Below are 24,753 nucleotides of genomic sequence, written 5' to 3'. Positions count from 1 at the left end.
CTGGGCCTGACACGACAAGGGCCCGCCATTCGGCGGGCCCTCTGCGTTGTATCACCCTGAACGGGCGCCCTGCTCCAGCGCACCGTGTTCGCGGATCAACTCCCGCGCCCAGGGGATCGCCTCGGGATACTGATCGGCGTCCAGCACGAACTCCTGCCCTCGCGCCACGGCCTGCAGCGCGACCTCGTCGCCGCGCCTTTCCCAGCGCCCGGGGTCGGCATGATAGGTCAGCGGCGCCCGCCCCTCGTCGGGATGCCACCAGCCCGGCAGGCGCCACTGCGATACCGTCTCGGCGTCCGGCGCGGTCAGCCGCTGCCGGGGCGTTTCCCCGGGAAAGATCCCTGCCCCCGGCAGTCCGCCGCCTTCACCGTCCGGCAGCGCCAGTGCGTGACGCGCGATATAGAGCGCATTGCGCGCCTCGCCGAGCCGCTGGCAGTGCGGATGCTCGCGCGCCCACTCGAGCCCCGCCGGCAGGTGGTCGCCCAACGTCAGCGCCTCGCCCACCTGCAGCCAGCCCCATAACAGGTGACGCGGCCACGCCTCGGGCACGAAGCGCCAGCCACCGTCGACGCGCTCGACGGGCCGAAACAGCCCGAAGAACAGGAACAGGTCGCCCGCCCCCACGCCCTGGTTGCGCAGATGGCTCTGGGCCGCGCCCCGCTGTCCGAACAGCGGCATCCAGCCTGCCGGGCGCGGATGCTGATCGGCCCGCAGATCGGGATCCAGATGCGCCCCGTCACCCGGCGAGACACGCCACCGGGTCAGATCCTGCACCAGCGGCCCGAGCGGCTCGCCCTGCTGCGTGATCGCCTCATAGGGCATCACCGACTGCGCATCGGGAATCGGCAGCGCCAGCAGCCGGCCGTCGGGCAGGATCGGATTGGGCACCCCGCCGGCGGAGGTATCGAAGCCCTTGCGGCTCAGGATCAGTTTCATCGGGTCTCCTGTCGGTAGGCGCGATCCACGAGCGCGGGATGGTGACCAACGCTGACACGGGTTTCAAGCGTCGACACGATCGTGGAGCGGCCCGTTTGCCGGCCCGGCATGCCTCGGCTAGCTTGAGGCGAAAGGCGCCGCCCGCCACGAGGAGCCCGGATGCCCGAGTCGACGGAACCTTCGATCCTCGCGACCGCGCTGCACTGGCTCGCGCCCTGGGAATTCGAGCCGCTATGGGGGCTGGCCTGCCTGGCGGCGCTCGGCCTCTACTGGCGCGGCGTGCGTCATCTGCGTGCGCTCGACCCGGACGTCTCGCCACTGGGGTGGCTGCGACCCGCGACCTTCCTGATCGGCCTGACGCTGATCTACGTCGTGAGCCAGACCCGCTACGACTACCTCGCCCAGTACATGTTCTTTCCCCACCGGGCTCAGCATCTGGTGCTGCACCACGCGGCGCCCTTCCTGCTGGTGCTGGCCGCGCCGCCCCGGGCGCTGGCCGCCGGACTGCCGGCCTGGGCGTCCTCGGCGCACCGCCTCGCCCGCCCGCTGCTGGATCTACTGCAGCATCCGCTCATCGCACCGCTGCTGTTCGTCAGTCTGATCTACTTCTGGCTGATCCCGTCGGTGCACTTCGACGCCATGCTCAGCCGACATCTCTACCAGCTGATGAACTGGAGCATGCTGCTCGACGGCCTGCTGTTCTGGTGGCTGGTGCTGACGCCTCATGGCCGACTAGGCCCCGGGAAGCGCATCCTGCTGCTGCTGGTGGTGATTCCGCCGCAGATCCTGCTCGGCGCCTACCTGACCTTCAGCCCCACGGTGCTGTTCGACGTCTACGAGGTGTGCGGGCGCGCCTGGCCGCTGGCGCCGCTGGTCGACCAGCAGATCGGCGGGCTGATCACCTGGATTCCGGCCACCATGATGAGCGTGATCGGCACCCTGATCGTGCTGCGACAGCTGCGCCGTGGCGACCAGGCGACAGGCCACACGCCATCGCCGACCCGGCCCCAGGCCCATTGAAAGGAGATGCCATGCCCCCCGCCCCGCCTCGTTGCTGCGCGCCACTCCTCCTTCTCGCCCTGCTGGTCATGGCCGGCTGCGGCGAGCCGGAGTGGCGGACCAAGGACATCGCCTCGCTGATGCCGCCGCTCGCCTTCACGCTGGTCGACGAACGCGGCGAGACGGTCGAGGCCGACCGCTATCGGGGTGGCGTCGCCCTGCTGTTCTTCGGCTACACGCACTGCCCCGACGTCTGCCCGATCACCCTGGCCCGGCTCGCCGGCCAGGTGCGAGACCTCCCCCCCGAGGCCCGGGACGATATGCAGATCCTGTTCGTCTCGGTCGACCCGGCCAGGGACGACCCCGAGCGGCTGGCGGCCTACACCGAGGCCTTCGGGTCGGCCATCGTCGGGCTGACCGGCAGCCGGGCGCAGCTCGACGCCCTTACCAAGCGCTACCGGGTGACCTACGGCTACGGAGAGAAGGACGCCGCCGGCGGCTATGCCATTTCCCATCCGAGCGGCGTCTTCGCCTTCGACCGGGACGGCGAGGCGCGGCTATTGATCCGCGACGGCGACGCCCCCGAGGCCGTGCGACACGACCTCGAGCGGCTGCTCGCCGAGGAAGGGTGATCTTACAAGAGTGTAAAAGCCGGCGAGCGAAGACGCCCCGTTACTGGCCGTCGATTTCGCGCACGAAGGGCGGCAGCGCATCCAGCAGCGCGCGGCCGTAGCGGCGGGTCAGCACGCGGCGGTCGAGCAGCGTGATGCGACCGCGATCGGCCTCCTTGCGGATCAGCCGGCCGCAGGCCTGGACCAGCTTGATCGAGGCGTCGGGCACGCTGATGCGCATGAACGGGTTACCGCCCTGGCGCTCGATCCATTCGGCCAGCGTGGCGCCCACCGGGTCGTCGGGCACCGCGAACGGCAGCCGGGTGATGATCACATGGGTCAGATAGTCGCCGGGCAGATCGATGCCCTCGGCGAAACTCGCCAGGCCGAACAGGATGTTGCCCTCGCCCTTGTCGATCTTCGCCCGGTGACGCTCCACCAGCTCGCGCTTGGGCAGCCTGCCCTGGGCCAGCACCCGCTCCCGCGTGCCTTCCGAGAGCGCGCGTTCCACGGCACGCAGCTGGGCGCGGGAGGAAAACAGCGCCAGCACCGCCTCGTCTTTTCCGAGCGCCTCGACGAAGTCGACGATGGCGCGCTCGTGGCCCTCGCGGTCGGACGGGTCGGCCGCCTCGCGGGGCACGCTGAGCACCGCCCGGGAGTAGTCGAAGGGGCTCGGCAGGCTCTGGTAGCGATAGCGATTGGCCAGTCCGGCTCGCTCCTGCAGCCGCTCGAAACGGCCCAGGGCGGTGAGGGTCGCCGAGGTCACCACGGCGCCGAAGCAGCGCCCCCACAGCGACTTCGCCAGGGTATGGGCGGCGGACACCGGGCTCGCCGAGAAGGTCAGCTCCGGGTCGCCGCCGAAGCGCTCCAGCGTCAGCCAGCGGGCGCGGGGCGGCTCGCCTTCCGGATCGGTCTCGGCGAAGGCCTGCCACAGGGCATGCGCCTCCAGCGCGCGGCCGTGGAGCAGCGCCACCAGCGGCAGCCAGGGCTCGGCCTGCTCCTTGGGCAGTCCGGTGGACTTCTCCGGGTCCAGGCTCTCGCGCAGGATATCGGCCATCGACTCCAGGGTCCGCGACAGCTCGGCGAACATCGTCACCAGGCCGTCGGCCTGTTCGCGCAGCGCGTCGGGGGTTCGGCCCATCTCGAAGCGATGCTGGGCGCTGTCTTCGCCGTCGCCCAGGCCTTCGGGACGCCCGGCCAGCTGATGGCCCAGCGAGAAGGCGTCGCCGAGGCGCGGCTCAAGCCCCTCGAACAGCGGCGGCAGGCTCGAGAGCAGGCGCGCCAGCGTGGGCTGCACGGCCAGCGCCTGGTTGAGCTCGGTGAGCGACTTCTTGAGCGTGCTCAGCCAGCGCAGGCCATGGCCCACGGCGAAGCGATGAGTGAAGTGGTTGAGCGCCTTGTCCGGCAGGTGGTGGCCCTCGTCGAAGACGTAGATGCAGTCGCCGGGGTCCGGCAGCACCACACCACCGCCCAAGGCCAGGTCGGCCAGCACCAGGTCGTGGTTGGCGACGATCACCTCGGCGCTGTCCAGCTCGCGCCGTGCGCGAAAGAAGGCACAGGCACCGTAGTGTCCGCAGCGGCGATTGGTGCACTGACGATGATCGACGGTCAGCTTGCGCCAGTGGGCGTCGTCGATGCCCTCCGGCCAGCTGTCGCGATCGCCGGCCCAGCGGCCGTTGCCGTAGGCCTCGCCGAGGGACTGGACGAGCTCTTGGAAATCGTCGCCGCCGCTGTCCAGGGCCTGCTCGAACAGCGACAGGGTGGGATTGTCGTCCTCGCCCCCGTCCATGGCCTGGTCGAGGCGCGCCACGCAGACGTAGCGACCGCGGCCCTTGGCCAGGGAGAAGTTGAAGGAGAGCCCGCTGTGGGCCTTGAGCGCCGGCAGGTCCTGGTGCAGCACCTGCTCCTGCAGGGCCACCGTGGCAGTGGCCACCACCAGCCGCTTGCCATGGGCCTTGGCCACCGGCAGCGCGGCGAGCAAATAGGCCAGGGTCTTGCCGGTGCCGGTGCCGGCCTCGAGCACGCAGACGTGCTCGTGGCTGGTGCGCTGGCCGGCGTCATCGGCCTCGATGCCGCCCAGGGTGCGGGCGATCTCGGCGATCATCAGCCGCTGGCCGTAGCGTGGGGTGAGGTCGAGGCCGTCGAGCACCTTGCGATAGGCGCCCTGGATCTCGCCCTTCAGGGCCTCGTCTAGCATAAAAATCCTAGCTGGAAGCCAGAAGCTGGAAGCTGGAAGTCACCCCAACGCCACTCGGAGAAAGCGCTGGCGCCCGGCACAGCCGGAGTGTTTCTCTTCCAGCTTCAAGCTTAAAGCTAAGAGCTTACAGCAGCCCTTCCGGCGGATGCTCGCAGGGCAGCTTGTCGTTGATGAAGCGCTCGATCTCCGGCAGCGAGAAGGCGTCTTCCTCGCCCACGAAGCTGATCGAGACACCCTTGGCGCCGGCGCGGCCGGTGCGGCCGATACGGTGGACGTAGTCCTCCGGATCTTCGGGCAGGGTGTAGTTGATGACGTGGCTGACGTCCTCGATGTGGATGCCACGGCCGGCCACATCGGTGGCCACCAGCACCTGGATCTCGCCCTCGCGGAACTTCTCGAGGGTGCTGATGCGCTGGTTCTGGGGCACGTCGCCGGAGATCATGGCGGCATTGATGCCGGCGTCCTTGAGCAGGCCGTCAAGCTTGCGCACCAGGTCACGGCGGTTGCCGAACACCATCACCCGGTCGAAGCTCTCCTGCTGCAGCAGCTTCACCAGCAGCTTCGCCTTGTCCTCGTCGCCGACCAGATAGACACGCTGATCGATATCGGCGGCGTTATCGACGGTGACCGCGATGTCCACGTGGGCCGGATCGCGGGTCCACTGGCTGGCCAGATTGAGGATGTCCTCGGTGAAGGTCGCCGAGAACAGGAAGGTCTGGCGCTCCTCGGGCTTGGGCGTATGGCGGATGATGCGCTTGACGTCGGGGATGAAGCCCATGGAGAGCATCCGATCTGCCTCGTCGAGCACCAGCACCTCGACCTGGGTCAGATCGACGTCACGCTTCTGATGGAAGTCCAGCAGCCGGCCCGGGGTGGCCACCAGGATGTCGAGCTGCTGGCCGAGGCCCTCGAGCTGCTTCTGGTAGTCCATCCCGCCGACCACGCTGGCCACGTTGAGCTTGGTGAAGCGGGCCAGGGCCTTGGCGTCCTTCTCGATCTGCAGCGCCAGTTCGCGGGTCGGGGCCACGATCAGCGCCCGCGGCGCGCCCGGCTTCTGGCCGTCCGGGGCCTCTTCCTCGAGGAAGTAGGCGAGGATCGAGATCAGGAAGGCGGCGGTCTTGCCGGTGCCGGTCTGGGCCTTGCCGACCACGTCGCCACCGAGCAGCGTGTGGGTCAGCGCCTCGGCCTGGATCGGCGTGCAGTACTCGAAGCCCTGGGCATGGATGGCACGCATCAGCGGCAGCGGCAGGTCGAAATCGTGGAAGCGCCACTTGCCCGCCACGGCGGGGACCTGGAACTGGCGCAGATCCCAGTTCGACTGGCGGCGACGCGGCTTGCGGCGGCGACGCTTGGGCTTGCGGTTCTCGGTCTGGGCCGGTGCTGTGGTCTGTTCCGACTCGCTCATAGGCTGTGCTGTCTCGTCCATGTTCGTGGATGGAGGTGCATCGATCAGCGATGCGTGACGCAAACGCGCATTGTACCAGTCTCGGGCGCCGAGGGCGCGTCCGCTGTCGAAGGGAAGCGTCCGACTGCTAGAATGGCGCCCATCGAAAGAGGAGCCGTGTCATGACACGCAGGAAGAAGAGCCGTTCCATCGCCGACAAGGTGACCATCCGCACCGGTCGGCGCAAGGACTACAAGCAGTGGCGCCACGAGAACCCCGACGAGGTCACCTCGTCGCGGCGCTACACCGACAAGAAGCGCCAGCAGCGCAAGCTGCAGGCGGAGCGCAAGCTGGCCCGCCAGGAAAGCGGCCAGAAGATCGCCATCCATCCCGACAAGCCCGAGCAGAAGGACGACTGACCGATGCGCCTGGTGTCATTCAACATCAACGGCATTCGCGCCCGGCTGCATCAGCTGGAGGCGCTGGTCGCCGCACATCGTCCGGCGGTGATCGGCCTGCAGGAGACCAAGGTCCAGGACAGCGAGTTCCCGGTCGAGGCCGTCGAGGCGTTGGGCTACAGCGTTTACTTTCACGGCCAGAAGGGTCACTACGGCGTGGCGCTGATGATCTGCAACGAGCAGTGCCCGGACGGCCCGGAAGCGATCCATCGCGGCTTTCCCGATGACGGCGAACAGGCCCAGCGCCGGCTGATCGGCGCGCGACTGCGCATCGACGGCGGCGAGCCGCTGACGGTGTGGAACGGCTACTTTCCCCAGGGCGAAAGCGTCGACCATCCGGTGAAATTCCCGCACAAGCGTGAGTTCTACGCCCAGCTGTCGCGCCTGCTCAACGAGCATCACGCCCCGGACGAGCGCCTGGCGATCATGGGCGACTTCAACATCTCGCCCGAGGACATCGACATCGGCATCGGCGAGCCCAACCGCAAGCGCTGGCTGCGCGAGGGCAAGACCAGCTTCCAGCCGGTGGAACGCGAGTGGCTCGCGGGCATCAAGGCCTGGGGCCTCGCCGACAGCTACCGGCTCTGCCATCCGCAGGTGGACGACCGCTTCAGCTGGTTCGACTACCGCTCCAAGGGCTTCGACCGCGACCCGAAGCGCGGCCTGCGCATCGACTACATCCTGGTGACGGAGCCGCTGGCCGGCCGGGTGCGCGACGCCGGCATCGACTACGAGCTGCGCGGCATGGAGAAGCCGTCCGACCACGCCCCCGTGTGGACCGAATTCGAGGCGTAATCATCTCGCGAAGCGCTTGCCCGGCGGCAAGCCTCGGGGTGCCGGACCATCACGAGGCGCTGTAAACCCTTCCCTGGGCGCTACTTTTGCCCTTCAGCACTCTCGCATCCTGCTCCGCTTGAAGGACCGGTGCTGGCCATCCATGGCCAGCCCGTTCGGCGAGGATCGCCTCACCCTTGGCAAAAACCCTCGCTACGCCTTGCCCCCGGCATTCACCGCCTCATCCTCGGTCCCGCCTGTTGCCTCACCGCCTTCCTGCTCCGGCAGGCTCGACAGCCAGTCTTCCGCCTCGGACTCACCCAGATCACGCGCCTTCGCCAGCGCCTCGCCGGCGATGTCCCACTCGCCCCAGCCGTAGGCCAGCTCGCCCAGCCGCAGCCAGTCGTCGCCGGCCCCGCTGCGCTCGACGACGTCGCGCCAGGCAGCCAACGCCTCGTCGTGATCGCGCGCGGCCTGCCAGGCACGCGCCAGCAGGCGGCGATGCTCGAGATCGTCCGGCAGCGACTGCTCCTCGAGAGCAACAGTCAGCAGCTCGGCGGCCCGCGCCGGCGTGCCGCCGGCCAGGTGCAGACGGATGCGCTGGTGCAGGTCCTCGGCGCCCGACAGCACGCCGCGGCGCCAGCCGGCCTCCCAGATCGCCGCAGCCCGACCCGGATCGCCCAGGCGCTGGGCCAGGCTGGCCGCTCGACGCCAGGTCTCGGCATTACCGTCGGCGCCCTGGAGACGCCGCTCGATCAGCGCCAGCGCGCCGCCCTCGTCGCCGGCACGCTGCAGCACGGTGGCGGCCAGCGTCGCATGCGCCTCGCTCGGCTCGCCGCCGCCACTCAGGGCGCGATTCACCCAGCGCGCCGCGTCGTCCCAGTCGGCCTCGGCGGCCAGCAGCTGGACCATCAGCCAGTGATCCTCGCGGGTGCCGGCGTGACGCTGGAACCAGTCGCCGAGCAGCGCCCTCGCCCGCTCGGGCTGATCGCCCCGCAGGCGCAGTCCCGCCTCCTGGCGCAGCCAGCGATCCGCCTGGGCGCGCTCGACGCCACGGATGCCACGCGCCTCGGCCAGATGACCGGCGGCGGCCAGCGGATCGTCGAGACGCGCCGCGGCGCTGGCGGCGAGCTGCAGGTAGAGGGCGCGGGCCCAGCGGTCCGAGGCATTGCCGCCCGCCAGGCGATCGGCCTGGCTCAGGGCGCGTTCGCGCACGGCGGCATACTCGGACTGCCCCAGGCGCTGCTCGAGGCCCTGAAGGTCGTCGATGCGCGCCCCGGACAGGGTCGGCGCCGCCAGGGCGGGCGAGGACAGCAGCAGCCAGGCGAGCAGGCACAGCGGGCGTGTCGGCGTCATGATCGTCATCTCAGCTGGAACTCCAGGCGCTGGCGGGCCCGACGGCGCTGATCGGCGGACGCGAACTGCCAGCCGGCGATGGCGCGGCGAGCGACGCGGTCGAAGACGCGACGCGGGCTGGCCTCCACCACCTGGATGCTGTCGCGTTCGACGCTGCCGTCGCGGCGAATGATGAACTGCACCACCACGTGGCCCTCGAGACCGCGACGGCGGGCCCGCGAGGGATACTCGGGCGGCACGCGACGCGTGGCCTGGGCGGAGGACCCGACGTCCACCGGCTCGTTGGAGGCCGCCTGACTCGCGGCCTGGGCCGACGACGACGTGCTCGCCGTGGCCTGGCTCGGAGCAGGGTCCGGTGCCGGCGCGGGTTCCGGCTGCGGTTCGGGTTGCGGTTCGGGCCGGGGCTCTGGCTTCGGTTCGGGTGGCGTCTCGGTGAGCTCCGGCAAGGCCTCGTCCACCGGCGTCTCCGGCGCTTCCATGGGCGGCAGCTCCGGCTCCGGCAGGGAAATGGCGCTGTCGACCTGGGGCGCCGGCGCCGGCTGTGGCGGCGGCGTCGGAGCACTGGGCGGCGGCGGTGGCGCCGCGCTGGCCGCCGTGGCCGGCTCGGGCGCCATCTCGGCCGGCGCTTCGGCCAGCGTCATCATGATCTCCTGCTGCGGCTCGGGCTCGGCCTCGGGCGGTGCCACCAGCAAGGCCAGCAGCGCGAACAGCGCCAGGGTCAGGGCCGCCCCGGCCAGCAGCGAAACCGGTAGCCGCATCAGTCACCGCTCCGCTGGGCGGCCACCGCCACGTTGTCGACGTCGGCCTCGCGCAGGCGATCCATGACCTCGATCAGCACGCCGGTGGTGGCATCGCGATCGGCCTGGATCACCACCGAGCCGTCGTCGCTGATCAGGCCGGCCACGCGCGGACCGACCCGGTGCAGGTCCACGGGCTCGCCGTCGACCCACACCGCGCCCTCGGGGGTGATCGCCACCAGCACCTGAACGTCCGGCCGCGGCGAGGCCGCGCTGGACTCGGGCCGTTCGATCTCCACCCCGCTCTCCTTGATGAAGCTGGTGGTCACGATGAAGAAGATCAGCATGATGAAGACCACGTCCAGCATCGGGGTCAGGTTGACCTCGCTGCTCTCCTCAGCGGCCGCCGCCAGTCGACGTCTACGCATGTGCGTCCTCCGCGGCGCGTGCCAGGCGGTCGTGCAGCCGCTGATCCTCGCGCCGGATGATGTGTTCGAGACGAGCGATGAACAAGAGCCCCACCACCGAGACCGCCATGCCGCTCAGGGTCGGCAGGGTGGCGCGGGCCACGCCGTCGGCCATGGCACGAGCCTGATTGACCTCGCTCACCGACAGGCTGTCGAAGACGGTGATCATGCCGGTCACCGTGCCGAGCAGGCCGAACAGCGGGCAGATCACCACCAGCAGCTTGAGCCAGGGCAGCGGCGCGCGCAGCCGGGTGATCAGCTCGCGGGCCCAGATCTCGCGCAGGGTCAGCGCACTCCAGCTGGCGTGATCCTCGCGGGCCACCCAGCGCGCCACCAGGGCGTGGCGCGCCGGACGATAGTGGAAGCGGAAGAACCACCAGCGCTCCAGGCCCAGCGAGAACAGCAGCACCGCCACGCCGATGATGACCACCAGCACCGGGCCGCCGGCCTCGACCAGCCAGGCCAGGGGATCAAGCCAGAGCATCGGCATGGCGCGGCGTCACGCTCGGGGAAGCGGCGTCGCGGCCGGCTTCCAGGGTGTCGGCGAGCACGGCACTGGCGCGCCCTTCGAGGGTACCGATCAGCGAACGGCTGCGGCTGGAGAGCGCCGTCTGGGCGAACAGCAGCGGCACCGCGGTGATCAGGCCCAGCACCGTGGTCACCAGCGCCTGACTGATGCCGCCGGCCATCAGCTGCGGGTCGCCGGTGCCGAACACGGTGATCGACTGGAAGGTCACGATCATGCCGGTGACGGTGCCGAGCAGGCCCATCAGTGGCGCCACGGCGGCGAGCATCTTGACCAGTCCCTGGCCGCGCTCGAGCTTCGGCTGCTCGGCGAGCAGCGCCTCGTCGAGGCGGGCCTCCAGCGCCTCGGGCGCGTGGCCCGGGCCGAGGGCATGGAAACGCTTGAGCACGCGTCCCAGCGGATTGTCGTCGCGCAGCCGGTCGAGATCACCGAGCTGACGATGCAGCCGCACCGTCACCCGCGTCAGATAGAGGTACTGCACCAGCGCCACCAGCAGGCCGACGACGCCCAGCGCCACGACCACATAGCCCACGGCACCGCCCTGCTGGAAGCGCTCCCAGAGGCTCGGCGTCTGCGCCATGGCCGCGACGACCTGCCCGTCGGCCGGATCGAAGGCCAGGGTGTCGCCCTCGCCGTTGCGGAAGGCCGCCAAGGTGTCGGCGATCGCCCCGGGCGTCGTCGGCAGCACCGCCAGGCGCCCGTCCTCACCGGAACGCTCGAGCAGCTGACCGTCGTCGGTCGCCGCCAGCAGATCGCCCACGCGTAGCACCGAGCGCTCGGCCACCTCGCCATCGGCGCCAGCCACTGGCGCCTCGAACTCCGCCACCCGAGCGGTCTCGCGCGTCAGCGCCATCAGGCTGTCGGCGAGGCCGGCCACCTGATCGGCGCCGAGGATGCCGTCGGCCTCGAGGCGCGGCGGCAGCTCGGCCTGACCGCCGAGAGTCAGCCAGCTGGCGGCGAGATCGTCACGCAGCTCGCCGCTGACGCCGGCCACCTCATCGAACAGGGCCTGCAGATCACCACCTTGTTCCTGGCGACGGGCGTTAAGCTCCTCGAGCGCCTCGCGCTGGGACTGCTCCCGGGCGTCGAGGGATTCGCGTCGCTCGCGAGCGGCGGCCAGTGCGTCCTGAGCCTCGGTCAGCGCCTCATCCAGCGCCGCTTCGTCATCGACCAGCTCGGCCAGGCGAGCGTTGTCACGGGCCTCGGCGGCCTCGCGTTCGGCACGCAGGGTCGAGAGCGCGGCCTCGTCGTCCGGCGCGACCGCCGGCTGGGCCTGGCCCAGCAGGGGGAAGCCGGCCAGCCACAGGCCCATCAGCGCGGCGCGCATTGCCGTCGGCAGGTGCATCAGGCGTCCTCCCCGGCAGGTGTCTCTGACGCAGACACGGGTTGAGAAACGGGCAGCTCCAGCAGCGCGGGGGCGCGCCGCTCGCGGGCGATGGCCAGCCCCTTGCGGACCTCGGTCAGAGCCGCGCCGTCCAGCGGCTGCCAGCCGCCCTGCTCGGCCTTCCACACGCCACCGCGATGGCCGTCGGGCGTCAAGTAGTACCAGCCGACCCGGCCCAGGCGCAGGAAATCCACCTCGCGCGGGACATCGCCGGCCAGTTCACCACGCCAGGCATCGATCTCCCGGCCGTAGTCGAGCTCGGCGCGCCAGGCGGCCAGCATCCGCGCCAGCTTCTCGTCGCGGCTCGTCTCGGGATCGGCCAGCAGGCGCTCGAGGTTCTCGACCCGGGCCAGACGCTCGTCCTCCAGGAAAGGCATGTCGCGCTCCACCCAGGCACGCAGACGCTCGACCATGTCACGCATCAGGCCCGGCAGGGCCTCGCGGGTCTCGGACAGGGTGGAAAGCGCCTCGTCACGGCGGGCCAGGGTATCGGCCTGACGCTCGACCAGCGGCGCCAGCTCGGCGTTGTAGTCGTTCAGACGCCGCGTTTCCTCGCGCGCCTGACGCAGTGCCTGGAGCTTGTCGCGCACGGCGTCGTCGGCGTTGTCGATACGCGCCTGGAGTTCGGCCTGGGTACGCTGGGCGTCCAGCGCCTCATCGCGCACCGTCGACTGGGCGGCCGCCGAACCGACCATGAGCAGGGCAACGCCTGCCACGGCGAGGCGGCGCCGGGATTGGTGGTAGGACACGCTTGTCTCCGAAAGGTCCGACATATCCCCTAAACCCTACTTTGAACAAGAATAATTATCAATGCCTGACGCAACCGCAAACGAGACCCAGCACCGAGAGGTTGACAGCTCGCGGGCGCCCATAAAGAATGAGAATTAATATCAAAGGAGCCGCCGCCCATGTCGGCCGACACATCACAGCTGCATTACACCTGCATCTTCCTTTCGGTCTCCTTCCGGGCGCTTCGCGATGACCTGGACAAGCCGTCGCGAGCCCCGTCCCACCCCTGCTGGCTGGACGCCGGCCTGGTCGAGATGCTCACCGGCGAACTGAGACGCTGCCGTGATGCCGCCGTTCGTCATCCGGCGGCCTGGCAGTCCCTCGATGCCGCCCTCGCCCACGCCAGCCTGCTGCTGGCCCAATGCCCCGGCGGCCTGGGTCGCGATCGCTGCGCGCGCCAGCTCGACGCCATCGTGTCGCCGCTGCAGGAGGCTGCCGCCTGGCTGGCCGGCCGTCGCCCCTCCGAGGCACAGGAAAGCCAGTGGCAGGCCATGGCCCGACGGCTGGGCGGCTGGCTTCGCCGCTAAACCGCCCTCCTCGCCACCTCTTCAGCATCGACGACGCACCAACGCAAACGGGCCGGCCTCTCCGTGGAGAGGCCGGCCCGTTTTCTACCTGACGGCAGAGAGTGTTACAGCTTGCTCTCGAGCTCCGGCAGGATCTCGAACAGGTCGCCGACAAGACCGCGGGTCATCGAGAGCGCCACCTGGAAGATCCCGATCTTCGCCTTACAGCTTGCTCTCGAGCTCCGGCAGGATCTCGAACAGATCCCCGACGAGACCACGGGTCATCGAGAGCGCCACCTGGAAGATCCCGATCTTCGCCTTACAGCTTGCTCTCGAGCTCCGGCAGGATCTCGAACAGATCGCCGACGAGACCATAGTCCGCGACCTGGAAGATCGGCGCCTCGTCGTCCTTGTTGATGGCGACGATCACCCGGGAATCCTTCATCCCTGCCAGGTGCTGGATGGCACCGCTGATGCCCACCGCGATGTACAGCTCCGGCGCCACGATCTTGCCGGTCTGGCCGACCTGCATGTCGTTGGGCACGTAGCCGGCGTCGACCGCCGCACGGGAGGCGCCGATGGCCGCGCCCAGCTTGTCGGCGATGCCGTCGAGCAGCTTGAAGTTTTCGCCACTGCCCATGCCGCGGCCGCCGGAGATCACCACCTTGGCGCCGCCGAGCTCGGGGCGGTCGCTCTGCTCGAGCCGCTCGTCGACGAACGAGGACAGGGCGTTGTCGATGCCGCTCTCGACGGCCTCGACGCTCGCGCTTCCGCTCTCACCGACGGCATCGAAGGCGGTGGGACGCACGGTGATCACCTTCAGTGCGTCCTCGCTCTGCACGGTGGCGATGGCGTTGCCGGCATAGATCGGGCGCTTGAAGGTATCGGCGCCGACCACCTCGATGATCTCGGAGATCTGGCTGACGTCCTTGAGCGCGGCGAGTCGCGGCAGCACGTTCTTGCCATTGGTGGTGGCGGCAGCCAGCACGTGGCCATAGTCGTCGGACAGCGCGACCAGCAGGTCGCCGACCGGCTCGGCCAGCTGGTGGGCATAGACCGCGGCGTCGGCGACGCGCACCCGGCTCACGCCGTCGAGCTTGGCGGCGGCCTCGGCGACGGCACCGACGTTCTCGCCGGCAACCAGCACGTCAACGTCGCCACCGATTTTCCTTGCGGCGGCGACCACGTGCGCGGTGATCTCGGCCAGCTGGCCGTCGTGATGTTCGGCAAGGACCAGGATACTCATGAAATCACCTTCGCTTCATTCTTCAGCTTGTCGACCAGCTCGTCCACGGAGCCCACCTTGACGCCGCCCTGACGCTCGGCCGGCGGCTCGACGGAAACCAGCTTGAGGCCGGAGGCCACCGCGACGCCGAGTTCCTCGGGCGTCTTGGTGTCCAGCGGCTTCTTCTTGGCCTTCATGATGTCGGGCAGCTTGGCGTAACGCGGCTCGTTGAGGCGCAGGTCGGTGGTGACGATGGCCGGCAGCTGCAGGGCCACGGTCTGCAGGCCGCCGTCGATCTCGCGGGTGACCTTCAGGGTCTCGCCCTCGACGGCGACCTCGGAGGCGAAGGTGCCCTGGGGACGACCGGTCAGCGCGGCGAGCATCTGCCCCACCTGGTTGTTGTCGCTGTCGATGGCCTGCTTGCCGAGGATGGTCAGCTGCGGCTGCTCTTCCTCGACGACCTTGGCCAGCAGCTTGGCCGCGGCCAGCGACTCGACGGGCGCCTCGGTCTGCACGTGCACGGCGCGATCGGCGCCCAGCGCCAGCGCGGTGCGCAGCTGTTCCTGGGCGGCCTTCGGACCCACGGTGACGGCGACCACTTCGGTGGCCACACCGGCTTCCTTGAGCCGCACCGCCTCTTCCACGGCAATCTCGCAGAAGGGATTCATGGCCATCTTGACGTTGGTGAGATCGACGTCACTGTTGTCCGGCTTGACCCGAATCTTGACGTTGTAGTCGATGACGCGTTTGACCGCGACGAGTACCTTCATAATGTCCTCGCTGGGTTCTGTCTCGGAACCTGGGAAACGGAGCTCGGCGACTCGCTGAGGGAACGCGACACTGGCCCATAGAACTGGCCGATATGCTTTTATGCGTTTCAGACGAGCGTTTGATAGGCGCCTTGCCGAAAAACCCCCTAAATGTGCCACAGCCCGGTCCACTCCAACAATCCCCGGCATGCCGGGAATGGGGCTTTCCGGGGTTTGGCCATCGTAAGGGGGGGCCAATCCGGCTATCATGCGGACCATGGGACACCCCCGGAAGCAAACGACCGTTTTAACACCCTGACGATGCCGAGACCGCCTCGGCCAGGACGTCGTCGGGATGGGAGGAGAAGGATCCAATGACAGAACAGATCGAGCGCGACGCCATGGAGTTCGACGTGGTCATCGTCGGCGGCGGCCCCTCCGGGCTGGCCGCCGCCTGCCGCCTGATGCAGCAGGCCAACGAGGCCGAACAGGAGCTGACGGTGTGCCTGGTCGAGAAAGGCTCCGAGGTCGGCGCTCACATCCTCTCCGGCGCCGTCTTCGAACCCCGCGCCCTGCAGGAACTGTTCCCCGACTGGCAGGAACGCGGCGCGCCGCTGACCACGCCGGCGATTCGCGACGAGCTCTATCTGCTCAAGGACGCCGAGAAGGCCCAGAAGCTGCCCAATGCCCTGGTGCCAAAGACCATGCATAACACCGGCGGCGACCTCACCCGTTATGTGATCAGCGCCGGCAACCTGTGCCGCTGGCTGGCCGAACAGGCCGAGGAGCTCGGCGTCGAGGTGTTCCCGGGCTTCGCCGCCCAGGAGACCATCGTCGAGGACGGCGTGGTCAAGGGCATCCTGGTCGGCGACATGGGCGTGGGCGCCGACGGCCAGCCCAAGGACGGCCACATGCCGGGCATGGAGCTGCGCGCCAAGTACACCCTGTTCGCCGAGGGCGCCCGCGGCCACCTGGGCAAGGGACTGATCGAGCGCTTCGAGCTCGATGCCGGCAAGGATCCGCAGCACTACGGCATCGGCCTCAAGGAGCTGTGGGACGTGCCGGCCGACAAGCACGAGCCGGGCCTGGTGCTGCACGGCTCCGGCTGGCCGCTGGACAAGTCGACCCACGGCGGCTGGTTCCTCTATCACGCCGAGAATCAGCAGGTGGTGGTCGGCCTGATCCTCGACCTGTCCTACCAGAATCCGTACCTGTCGCCCTTCGACGAGTTCCAGCGCATGAAGCACCACCCGGTGCTCAAGCAGTACCTGGAGGGCGGCTCGCGGGTGGCCTACGGCGCCCGGGCCATCGCCAAGGGCGGCCTCAACTGCCTGCCGAAGATGACCTTCCCCGGCGGGCTCTTGATCGGCTGCGACGCCGGCACCCTGAACTTCGCCAAGATCAAGGGCCTGCACACCGCCATGAAGTCCGGCATGGTGGCCGCCGAGAGCGTCTTCGAGGCCATCGCGGCCGGTGACGAGGGCGGCGCCGATCTCACCGCCTTCGAGGCCAAGTGGCAGGCCAGCTGGGCCTACCGGGAGCTCGACGAGAGCCGCAGCTTCGGCCCGGCGATCCACAAGTACGGCACCGTGGGCGGCGGCGCCTACAACTTCCTCGACCAGCTCACCGGCGGCAAGCTGCCGACGGTCCACGACACCACCCCGGACCACGCCACCCTCAAGCCGGCGGCCGAGTGCGAGAAGATCGACTATCCCAAGCCGGACGGCGTGATCTCGTTCGACAAGTCCTCCTCGGTGTTCCTCTCGAACACCAACCACGAGGAAGACCAGCCCTGCCACCTGCGCCTCAAGGACCCGGAACTGCCGATCCGCGACAACCTGCCGACCTACGCCGAGCCCGCGCAGCGCTACTGCCCGGCCGGGGTCTACGAGGTGGTCGAGGACGACGACGGCAAGCCCGCGTTCCAGATCAACTTCCAGAACTGCGTGCACTGCAAGACCTGTGACATCAAGGACCCGGCCCAGAACATCACCTGGGTCGCGCCGGAAGGGGGAGGCGGGCCGAACTACCCCAACATGTAAGGGAGGCCTGAGTCAAAAAGGCAAAAAACGCCCCGCAGGCACACAGCCTGCGGGGCGTTTGTCTTCAGGCTTCCAGGCGCGAAGCGCCGCTCTTCCCTCTTACCTCTCCGGGCGCTGCCCAGGCTCAGTCGCCGGTGGCGATGGGCCGGTCGGCGTCGGTGATCCAGTCGCTCCAGGAGCCGACGTAGAGCCGCGGCAGCGGGCGGCCGGCGATCGCGTAGGCGAGGATGTCGTGGCAGGCGGTGACGCCGGAGCCGCAGTAGGCGATCACCGGGTCCGCGTCCGGCAGCTCGGCGTCGAGCGTCTCGGGCGACTTGAAGCGACCGTGCGCATCGAGGTTCTCGGCGCTCGGCCGCGAGCGTGCGCCGGGGATATGCCCGGCCATGGCATCGACGGACTCGGCCTCGCCGCGGAAGCGCTCGGCGGGGCGCGCATCGAGCTTCAGCGCTCGACCGGAGAACACCTCGTCGGCCTGTACCAGCACATCGTCGCGGTAGTCGGGCACCCAGTCGCTCGGCGCGGGCGCCGGCTCGCGCCCCAGCGGCAGCTCGCCGCCGGCGGCCTGCCAGGCGCCGAGTCCACCGTTCAGCAGCCGCACGTCGGGATGCCCGGCCCAGCGGGCGATCATCCACCAGGCCCGGGCCGCGGCCAGCTGACCGCCCACGTCGTCGTAGACCACCACCGGCCGCCCGGGGGTGACGCCGAGGCGGCGCAGCGTCGCCGTGAAGGCCTCGCGGCTCGGCAGCGGATGGCGGCCGCCCGCGCCGTTCTCACGGGCCGGGGCGGCCAGGTCGCGATCCATGTCCAGGTGCTGGCTGCCCGGCACATGGCCTTCGCGCCACAGCCGCTCGCCGGCCTCGGGATCGCCGAGCCGCGCCCGGCAGTCCAGCACCAGCGGCGGCATATCGCCCGCGAGCGCCTCGGCCAGCGCGGTGGCTTCGATCAACACGTTCATGCGCCTTCTCCTTCCAGCCATTCGATGGGGGCCCGCCGGGCAATCAGTCGCCTGCGGCCGGCCTGACGGAATCGCACCTCGATCACCGGATTCGCCGGATCGCCTTCCACCACGCTGATCTCGCCCTCGCCGAAGACGGCATGGTTGAGGCGCTGGCCGACCCGGTAGTCGGCCGCGCTATCGGCGACCTGCCCCGTCTGCGCCGCGGCGGCCTCGACGGGCAGCGGCCGGCCCAGGCGCTCGAGATAGCGCTGCACCAGCGCCGGGCGGGAGACCCGCAGCGGCGACGGGGCGGCCTCGGTATCCTCGGCGACCAGCCGCTCGGCCACCCGCTGGCCGTCCTGCCAGGCGGTCTCGCCGAGGAAGCGGCTGGGCCGGTGATCGCCGCCGTCGTGCAGCATCACCAACCGCTCGCAGGCGCGGGTGATCGCCACGTAGAACAGCCGCCGCTCCTCCTCGAGACGCGGCGGACTCAGCGGGTTGTCACGGGTGTAGTGCGGGAAGTCTTCCTCGTTGACGCCGCCGAGCATCACCAGCGGCCACTCCAGCCCCTTGGCACCGTGCACGGTGGTGATCAGCACGCCGTCATCGCGGTTCTCCACCGGGCGGCGCAGCAGCTCGATGAAGGCCGCGAGATCGGAGGCCTCCTTGGCCTGCTCCACCAGCACGTCGAGCAGGCGCACGTCCTCCTCGCCCTTGTCGCGGCGTGCCGCGGCGCGCTTGAGCACCTTCTCGGCCTCGACCTCCTCGACCACGTGCTCGAGCAGCTTGGCCGGCGACCAGCCGCCGCGTTTCGGCAGCTCGCAGAGCAGCGCCCAGCGACGTTTGAGGGTCCGCCGCTGGTGCGGCCTGAGCGAGGCCAGCAGCGGGTCCTGGCGCTCCGGCCAGCGCTGGGTCTCGGCCAGCCGGGCGGCCAGCGCCGAGAGGCGTTCGCGGGGCACGAAGGGCGTCGGCTGGGACAGCAGCAACAGCAGGTGGCCGGGGTCGCGCAGCAGCTGGCCGTCGAGCGCCAGCGCCAGATAGCCGGCCAGCGCCTCGACCAGCGGCAGGCGGAACACGAAGCGGTCCTCCCGGGACAGACGGAAGGGCACGCCCTCGCGCAGCAGCGCCAGCTGCAGCGGCACCGACAGCGCCCAGCTGCGCACCAGCAGGCAGGCCTCGTCGAGACGGCGGCCGTCGCGCTGCCAGCCGGCCAGCTCGTCGAGCAACGCCTGGCTGCCCTGCCCCACCGCCAGCCGGGTGTCGGGATTGTCCGGCGCGGCCAGGCACAGCTGGTCCGGACGGCGCCGGTTGGCCTCGATGGCGTGATTGGCGGCCAGCGCCAGGGCGTGGCCGTGGCGGAAGGTGGTGGAGAGCGGGTAGTCGCGGGCCTCGCCGAAGATGGCGGTGAAGTCCTCGAGCATGGTGTCGGGGTGGGCGCCACGCCATTCGTAGATGCACTGGTTGGCGTCACCCACCGCCATCACCGCCGCCTGGCGCCCGGCCAGCACCGCCAGCAGGCGCTGCTGGGTAGGATTGATGTCCTGGTACTCGTCGATGATCACCTGGTCGAGGAAGCCCTGGACCCGGGCGCGCAGCGCGGGATCGGCCTCCAGCGCCCGGACCGGCCGGTACAGCAGGTCGGCATAGGTCATCAGGCCCTGATCGGCGAGCAGTGTCTCGGCGTGTTCGAAAGCGGCGACGAAGTGATCGGTGTCCTCGCCGAAGTCGAGCCGGGCGTAGAGCTCGGCGGGCTCGGCCATCTCGGCCTTCACCAGGCCGCTGAAGTGGGCCAGAGCCTCGAGCTTCTCGGCTTCCAGGGCGCGCTCGCCGGCCTCGGGGAAGGCCTCCAGCGCCTGCTGGGTGGCCTGGCGCAGCAGCCGCTCGAGCTGCCAGTCGGCGGTCAGCAGCCGACGGTTCTCCAGCACGCCCCAGCGGGTCAGGCTCTGGGTCAGGCGATGACCCAGCGAGTGAAAGGTGCGCACGTCGGGCAGCGCCTGGCCGGCGGGTGCCGCCGCGGCCAGCCGAGCCTGGAAGTCCTCCCGGGCCGAGCGGTTGAACATCAGCACCAGGATGCGCCCGGGCGCCATGCCGCGTTCGAGCAGGTGCAGCACCCGCGCCACCAGGGTGGTGGTCTTGCCCGCCCCGGCCACGGCGGCAACCCGGGCATGCCCCTCGGGGTGGCCGACCACGGCGTGCTGTTCCGACGTCAGCCTCATGATGCCTCGTCGTCCCAGCGGCCCAGCGAGTGCCAGGCGCCGCCGCTCTCGAGCCCCAGCTCGTCGTCGCGGCACTCGGCGGCGTCGGCGAGGCGATAGAAGACGTTGCGCCCGAGGCGCGCGGCCAGCCCGAAGCGCACCGGCACCTCCGGCACGGCCTCGCCGCGGGGCGTATCGCTGACCGTCAGCCGGTGCGCGTCGTCGAGCCTCACGCGATCGCCGGCATTGGTGACGAGTTGCCAGTCGCCGGCGGCATCGCGTTCGGCCTCGACGATCAGCAGCGGGCGATCCTCGACGCGGATACGCCATTTCTCGGCCGGCGCTACCAGGTAATACTCGCCGTCGTCCTCGCGGCGCAGCACGCTCGCCAGCAGCCGCACCAGCGCAGGACGCGCGATGATGCCCCCCTCGTGGAGCCAGCGACCGTCGGCGGCGATGGTCAGATCCATGTCGCCCCGGCACTCGGGATGCCAGCGCTCCAGCGGCGGGATCTCGCCCTCGGGCGGTATGCCGGCCAACCAGGTGTCCAGGTTCATGACGCCTCCTTTGCGCGCCGGATCAGGATCAGACCACCAGGCCGGCGCTCGACAGCGCCTCGCGGACTTCCGCCGACGCCTCGGGCACGGCCGCCTTGAACAGCCGATAGAAGTTGGCAGTGGTCTGCATGGCCACCTCCTCGACGCTGATGCCGCGCTCCTCGGCGATGCACTCGGCGACCTCGACCACCCAGGCCGGCTCGTTGGGCTTGCCGCGATGCGGCACCGGCGCCAGGTAGGGGCTGTCGGTCTCGATCAGCAGGCGGTCCAGCGGCACCTTGCGGGCCAGCTCGCGCACCGATTCAGCGTTGCGGAAGGTGACGATACCCGACAGCGAGACCATGAACCCGTGGGCCACCGCCTCGCGGGCCATGTCCAGGTCCTCGGTGAAGCAGTGCAGCACGCCGCCGACCCGCGGATCGACGTGCTCGCGGATCAGCGCCAGGGTGTCCTCGCGCGCGGCACGGGTGTGGATGATCACCGGCAGCTCGAGTTCGGTAGCGGCGATCAGGTGGCGGCGGAAGCGCTCGTGCTGCACCTCGCGGGAGACACCGTCGTAGTGATAGTCGAGGCCGGTCTCGCCGATCGCCACCGCCTCATGGCGCTCCGCGCATTCCTTGATGGCCTCGACGCTCGGCTCTTCCGGCACCTCATGCAGCGGATGCACGCCGGCGGAGATCACCACGTCGTCATGCTCGCGGGCGATGGCGGCGATACCGGGCACTTCTTCCAGGGTGACCGCGATGGCCAGGAACTGGCGCACGTCGCGGGCGCGGGCGGCGTCCAGGGCGGCGGCGACGTCGCCGTCGTGGGTACGGGGATCGAGACGATCGAGATGGCAGTGGGAATCGACAAACATCGGCAGGTTCACACGAAAAAGGGATACGTTCGGAAGCTCGACGCGGGTCAGAGCGTGTAGGTCGGCGCGGCCTTGTCCAGCTGGCCCGCCAGCAGGGTCTCGATATGATCGCGCACGGCCTGGTCCTCGAGGCCGAAGTGCACGCCGATGCCCGGCACGCGTCGCCCGGAGACGCCTTCGGGCGAGACCCAGACCACTCGGCCGGTGATCGGCAGGCGCTCGCTCTGCTCGGGCAGGGTCAGCAGCACGAAGACCTCCTGACCGAGCTCGTAGCGCTCCCGGGTCGGCACGAAGATGCCACCCCGCTCCAGCGACGGCATGTAGGCCATGAGCAGCGTGGGGATATCCCGGATGGTCAGGGAGAGGGCCTTCTGGGCGGACATCGGCGAGCCTCCTCGGGCAGTGTCTTCAGGAGCGCAGCAGCGCGGACCAGCGCACCAGCCAGGCCTCCAGCACCAGCTGCGGGTTGGGATTGCCCCCCGCGCCGAGCAGGCGGCGCTGTTCGCGAGCATAGTCCAGCAGGCGGAACCAGTCGCGCACCCGGCCGTTCTTCACCGCCTGGCGATAGAGCGGCAGCAGGTCGGGATTGCGCAGCGTCGCGCTCTCGCCGGACAGCCCCAGCCGGATCAGATCCTCGAGCCAGGCGATACCGTACCACAGGATGGCGTCGAGGGACTGGCGGTCCAGCCGCGCGGCCTCGGCCACCGGCTCGGCACCGCGCACCAGGGCGTCGAAGGTCTCGTGGAGCTGCTGACGCAGCGCCCGGGCGTCGGGCTCGGCGAGCTCGAGGGCCCGCAGCGGCAGTCCGCCGGCGGCCTGATACCAGAAGCGGGCATCCTCGCGGCCGCCGAGCCGTTCGGCCAGCCAGTCGAGGCAGTCGGCCTCGTCCGGCGCGGTCAGGCTCCAGTGCTGGCAGCGCGAGCGGATGGTCGGCAGCAGGTGAGAAGGGATGTCCGAGAGCAGCAGAAACAGGGTCCGGCCGCCGGGCTCCTCCAGGCTCTTGAGCAGGGCGTTGGAGGCGGCCACGTTCATCGCCTCGGCCGGGGAGATGACGATCACCCGGTAGCCGCCCTGCTGGGCGGTCTGGGAGACGAAGCCGTTGATCTCGCGGATGGCATCGATGCGAATCTGGCGCTTGCCCTCGTCCGGCGACACCCGCATCAGGTCCGGGTGATAGCCCGACGCCAGCATCTGGCAGGCGTGGCAGCGGCCACAGGCGACCTCCCCCGGCGCCTGGCACAGGGTGCGGGCGATCAGCGCCTCGGCCAGCGATGGCTTGCCGACACCGTGGGGACCGGAGAACAGCAGCGCATGGGGCAGACGGCCGGCCTCGGCCAGCGCGATCAGCTCCCGCCAGCGTGGCTCGAGCCAGGGCAGCGGCCGGACGGGCTCGCTCATGACGCCTCCAGGTGCGCGTCCAGCCGGCGGCCGAGCTCGGCCTGCACGTCCGCGAGGGCGCGGTCGGCGTCGACCACGGCGATGCGCTCGGGCGCCGCGGCGGCGCGGGCCAGATAGGCCTGACGCACGGCCTCGAAGAACTCGCCGCGCTCGCGCTCGAAACGGTCGCGCTGGCCACCGCTGTGCTCCAGACGCCCCTCGAGCCGGCGCTGGGCCGCGGCCATCGGCATGTCGAGCAGCAGCGTCAGGTCCGGCTGCAACCCCTGCTGGACGAAGGCCTCCAGCTCGGCGATGCGCTCGGCCGGAATCCCGCGCCCGCCGCCCTGGTAGGCGAAAGTGGCATCGGTGAAGCGGTCGCAGACCACCCAGGCGCCCCGTTCGAGGGCCGGCCGCACCACCCGTGCCAGGTGCTGTGCGCGAGCGGCGAACACCAGCAGCAGCTCGGCGTCGGCGTCCAGCGGCTCGTCGGACGCGGGGTCGAGCAGCAGGCCGCGGATCGCCTCGGCGCGCGGCGTGCCGCCCGGCTCGCGGGTGCGCACCACCTCGAGGCCGCGGTCCTCCAGATGCGCGGCGACCCAGGCCAGATTGGTGGACTTGCCCACCCCTTCGCCGCCTTCCAGGGTGATGAAGCGTCCTCGGCGTTGCATGGCCCCTCCGATGCTCAGCGGTTGCGGATGTAGCGATTGACGGCGTTGTTGTGCTCGCGCAGCGAGCGCGAGAAGTGGTGGGTGCCGTCGCCCCGGGCCACGAAATAGAGCGCCTCGCCCTCGGCGGGCTGCACCGCCGCCTGCAGCGCCGCCCGTCCCGGCAGGGCGATGGGCGTCGGCGGCAGGCCGTCGATCACGTAGGTGTTGTAAGGCGTGGGCTCACGCAGGTCGGCGCGGGTGATGTTGCCGTCGTAGTCGTCGCCCATGCCGTAGATCACGGTGGGGTCGGTCTGCAGGCGCATGCCCCGCTCCAGGCGACGCACGAAGACGCCGGCGATGCGCTCACGCTCCTCGGGGGCACCGGTCTCGCGCTCGATCAACGAGGCCAGTATCAGCGCCTGATAGGGCGTATCGATGGGCAGATCGTCGTCGCGTGATGCCCAGGCCTCGGACAGCAGCTCGTCCATGCGTACCATCGACTGGCGCAGAATCTCCAGATCGCTGATGCCCTTGCGATAGCGGTAGGTGTCGGGGAAGAAGCGCCCCTCCGGCAGCTCGTCCTCGCGACCCAGCTCGGCCATGATCTCGGCGTCGGACCACTCGGCGGTGCGATGCTCGAGCTTGGGCGCGGCGTCCAGCGCGGCGCGCATCTGAGCGAAGGTCCAGCCCTCGGGAATCGTCAGCGGGTAGGTGACCACCTCGAGACGATCCAGCAGCCCGAGCAGCTCACGGCCGCTCATGCCGGGCGTCAGGCGATACTCGCCGGGGCGCAGGTCGGGCAGCGCCTCGGGCTCGAGACGGCTCAGCAGACGATAGGCCCAGCCGTCGGACAGGATGCCGCGCGCGTCGAGCTCACGGATCACCCGATGGAAGCCGGCGCCGGCCGGCACCTCGTAGAGCGTCGGCGTCTCGAGGGCCAGCGGGGCCTCGAGACGGCTCTGCCAGTAGCGATACCCCGCACCCAGCACCAGTGCCGCCAGGATCAGCAGCAGCGGCAACAGCTTGGCCACTCGCCTCATG

The 24,753-nt window shown here is 70.0% G+C and carries 25 protein-coding genes; 6 read left to right on the top strand and 19 right to left on the bottom strand.

Features of this window, described 5'->3' with window-relative positions; translation table 11 throughout:
- Nucleotides 1-51: 51 nt before the first annotated feature.
- Nucleotides 52-936, bottom strand: coding sequence for a hypothetical protein (locus tag UN84_RS05880; protein ID WP_046079705.1), 885 nt, complete (start codon nt 934-936; stop codon nt 52-54).
- A gap of 159 nt (nt 937-1,095) precedes the next feature.
- Here UN84_RS05880 and UN84_RS05875 point away from each other — a divergent pair, with 159 nt between their 5' ends.
- Together UN84_RS05875 and UN84_RS05870 are read left to right on the top strand one after the other, a co-directional pair.
- Entirely contained in the window at nt 1,096-1,956 is an 861-nt protein-coding gene (locus UN84_RS05875; protein WP_046079706.1) for a cytochrome c oxidase assembly protein, read from the top strand.
- A gap of 11 nt (nt 1,957-1,967) precedes the next feature.
- Entirely contained in the window at nt 1,968-2,567 is a 600-nt protein-coding gene (locus UN84_RS05870) for an SCO family protein (protein WP_046079707.1), read from the top strand.
- Between the two features lie 40 nt (nt 2,568-2,607).
- Here the strand turns inward: UN84_RS05870 and dinG are convergent, their stop codons facing one another.
- The gene (dinG, locus tag UN84_RS05865; RefSeq protein WP_046079708.1) at nt 2,608-4,743 is read right to left on the bottom strand and encodes an ATP-dependent DNA helicase DinG; all 2,136 of its coding nucleotides are present in this window, start codon (nt 4,741-4,743) and stop codon (nt 2,608-2,610) included.
- A gap of 124 nt (nt 4,744-4,867) precedes the next feature.
- A complete protein-coding gene (locus UN84_RS05860; protein WP_046079709.1) occupies nt 4,868-6,148 on the bottom strand; it encodes a DEAD/DEAH box helicase in 1,281 nt (426 codons plus the stop codon).
- A gap of 161 nt (nt 6,149-6,309) precedes the next feature.
- Here UN84_RS05860 and UN84_RS05855 point away from each other — a divergent pair, with 161 nt between their 5' ends.
- Together UN84_RS05855 and xthA are read left to right on the top strand one after the other, a co-directional pair.
- Nucleotides 6,310-6,546: a hypothetical protein gene (locus tag UN84_RS05855; RefSeq protein WP_035596714.1), complete on the top strand. Its 237-nt coding sequence runs from the start codon at nt 6,310-6,312 to the stop codon at nt 6,544-6,546.
- Nucleotides 6,547-6,549: 3 nt separating this feature from the next.
- Nucleotides 6,550-7,380, top strand: a complete 831-nt coding sequence (xthA, locus tag UN84_RS05850; protein ID WP_046079710.1) for an exodeoxyribonuclease III — start codon at nt 6,550-6,552, stop codon at nt 7,378-7,380.
- Between the two features lie 192 nt (nt 7,381-7,572).
- Here xthA and UN84_RS05845 read toward each other — a convergent pair whose 3' ends face one another.
- Genes UN84_RS05845 through UN84_RS05820 form a run of 6 tightly spaced genes read right to left on the bottom strand, consistent with a single transcriptional unit; the run spans nt 7,573 to nt 12,578 of the window.
- Nucleotides 7,573-8,715 (bottom strand): tetratricopeptide repeat protein, encoded by a 1,143-nt coding sequence (locus tag UN84_RS05845; RefSeq protein ID WP_237022367.1) that lies wholly within the window; start codon nt 8,713-8,715, stop codon nt 7,573-7,575.
- 5 nt (nt 8,716-8,720) lie between these two features.
- Nucleotides 8,721-9,473 (bottom strand): energy transducer TonB, encoded by a 753-nt coding sequence (locus UN84_RS05840; RefSeq protein ID WP_082090925.1) that lies wholly within the window; start codon nt 9,471-9,473, stop codon nt 8,721-8,723.
- A complete protein-coding gene (locus tag UN84_RS05835; RefSeq protein WP_046079713.1) occupies nt 9,473-9,880 on the bottom strand; it encodes an ExbD/TolR family protein in 408 nt (135 codons plus the stop codon). Before UN84_RS05835 ends, UN84_RS05840 begins: the two co-directional genes overlap by 1 nt.
- Nucleotides 9,873-10,409, bottom strand: a complete 537-nt coding sequence (locus UN84_RS05830; RefSeq protein ID WP_046079714.1) for a MotA/TolQ/ExbB proton channel family protein — start codon at nt 10,407-10,409, stop codon at nt 9,873-9,875. The genes UN84_RS05835 and UN84_RS05830 overlap by 8 nt, the downstream gene beginning before the upstream one ends.
- Entirely contained in the window at nt 10,390-11,790 is a 1,401-nt protein-coding gene (locus UN84_RS05825) for a MotA/TolQ/ExbB proton channel family protein (RefSeq protein ID WP_237022366.1), read from the bottom strand. Before UN84_RS05825 ends, UN84_RS05830 begins: the two co-directional genes overlap by 20 nt.
- On the bottom strand, nt 11,790-12,578 hold the full coding sequence (locus UN84_RS05820) for a DUF3450 domain-containing protein (protein WP_082090926.1): 789 nt from the start codon (nt 12,576-12,578) through the stop codon (nt 11,790-11,792). Before UN84_RS05820 ends, UN84_RS05825 begins: the two co-directional genes overlap by 1 nt.
- Before the next feature lie 159 nt (nt 12,579-12,737).
- Between UN84_RS05820 and UN84_RS05815 the strand changes: the two genes are divergently transcribed.
- The gene (locus UN84_RS05815; protein ID WP_046079715.1) at nt 12,738-13,145 is read left to right on the top strand and encodes a hypothetical protein; all 408 of its coding nucleotides are present in this window, start codon (nt 12,738-12,740) and stop codon (nt 13,143-13,145) included.
- A gap of 298 nt (nt 13,146-13,443) precedes the next feature.
- Here the strand turns inward: UN84_RS05815 and UN84_RS05810 are convergent, their stop codons facing one another.
- Together UN84_RS05810 and UN84_RS05805 are read right to left on the bottom strand one after the other, a co-directional pair.
- The gene (locus tag UN84_RS05810) at nt 13,444-14,370 is read right to left on the bottom strand and encodes an electron transfer flavoprotein subunit alpha/FixB family protein (RefSeq protein ID WP_046079716.1); all 927 of its coding nucleotides are present in this window, start codon (nt 14,368-14,370) and stop codon (nt 13,444-13,446) included.
- A complete protein-coding gene (locus UN84_RS05805; protein WP_035599028.1) occupies nt 14,367-15,119 on the bottom strand; it encodes an electron transfer flavoprotein subunit beta/FixA family protein in 753 nt (250 codons plus the stop codon). The genes UN84_RS05810 and UN84_RS05805 overlap by 4 nt, the downstream gene beginning before the upstream one ends.
- A 353-nt stretch (nt 15,120-15,472) precedes the next feature.
- Between UN84_RS05805 and UN84_RS05800 the strand changes: the two genes are divergently transcribed.
- On the top strand, nt 15,473-17,140 hold the full coding sequence (locus UN84_RS05800) for an electron transfer flavoprotein-ubiquinone oxidoreductase (protein ID WP_046079717.1): 1,668 nt from the start codon (nt 15,473-15,475) through the stop codon (nt 17,138-17,140).
- Between the two features lie 124 nt (nt 17,141-17,264).
- Here the strand turns inward: UN84_RS05800 and UN84_RS05795 are convergent, their stop codons facing one another.
- The 8 genes from UN84_RS05795 to mltG are packed head-to-tail and all read right to left on the bottom strand — an operon-like array spanning nt 17,265 to nt 24,752.
- Nucleotides 17,265-18,095: a sulfurtransferase gene (locus tag UN84_RS05795; RefSeq protein ID WP_046079718.1), complete on the bottom strand. Its 831-nt coding sequence runs from the start codon at nt 18,093-18,095 to the stop codon at nt 17,265-17,267.
- Entirely contained in the window at nt 18,092-20,293 is a 2,202-nt protein-coding gene (locus tag UN84_RS05790; RefSeq protein ID WP_046079719.1) for an ATP-dependent helicase, read from the bottom strand. The genes UN84_RS05795 and UN84_RS05790 overlap by 4 nt, the downstream gene beginning before the upstream one ends.
- Complete coding sequence (locus tag UN84_RS05785; RefSeq protein WP_046079720.1) at nt 20,290-20,829, bottom strand: DUF1285 domain-containing protein; 540 nt, start codon at nt 20,827-20,829, stop codon at nt 20,290-20,292. Before UN84_RS05785 ends, UN84_RS05790 begins: the two co-directional genes overlap by 4 nt.
- Before the next feature lie 28 nt (nt 20,830-20,857).
- Nucleotides 20,858-21,688, bottom strand: a complete 831-nt coding sequence (locus tag UN84_RS05780) for a TatD family hydrolase (protein WP_035599039.1) — start codon at nt 21,686-21,688, stop codon at nt 20,858-20,860.
- 47 nt (nt 21,689-21,735) lie between these two features.
- Nucleotides 21,736-22,071 carry a PilZ domain-containing protein gene (locus tag UN84_RS05775; RefSeq protein ID WP_046079721.1) on the bottom strand — a complete coding sequence of 112 codons (336 nt, stop codon included), beginning with the start codon at nt 22,069-22,071 and terminating at the stop codon, nt 21,736-21,738.
- 25 nt (nt 22,072-22,096) lie between these two features.
- The gene (locus UN84_RS05770; protein WP_046079722.1) at nt 22,097-23,086 is read right to left on the bottom strand and encodes a DNA polymerase III subunit delta'; all 990 of its coding nucleotides are present in this window, start codon (nt 23,084-23,086) and stop codon (nt 22,097-22,099) included.
- Nucleotides 23,083-23,733 carry a dTMP kinase gene (gene tmk, locus UN84_RS05765; RefSeq protein WP_046079723.1) on the bottom strand — a complete coding sequence of 217 codons (651 nt, stop codon included), beginning with the start codon at nt 23,731-23,733 and terminating at the stop codon, nt 23,083-23,085. The genes UN84_RS05770 and tmk overlap by 4 nt, the downstream gene beginning before the upstream one ends.
- 14 nt (nt 23,734-23,747) lie before the next feature.
- Nucleotides 23,748-24,752 (bottom strand): endolytic transglycosylase MltG, encoded by a 1,005-nt coding sequence (mltG, locus tag UN84_RS05760; protein WP_046079724.1) that lies wholly within the window; start codon nt 24,750-24,752, stop codon nt 23,748-23,750.
- Between the last annotated feature and the right edge of the window lies 1 nt (nt 24,753).

Origin of the sequence: Halomonas sp. HG01, assembly GCF_000968715.2 — a bacterium.
Classification (GTDB): Bacteria; Pseudomonadota; Gammaproteobacteria; order Pseudomonadales; family Halomonadaceae; genus Halomonas; species Halomonas halophila.
Note: the sequence above shows the minus strand (reverse complement) of the source record. Positions and strands in the feature narration are given on the sequence as shown.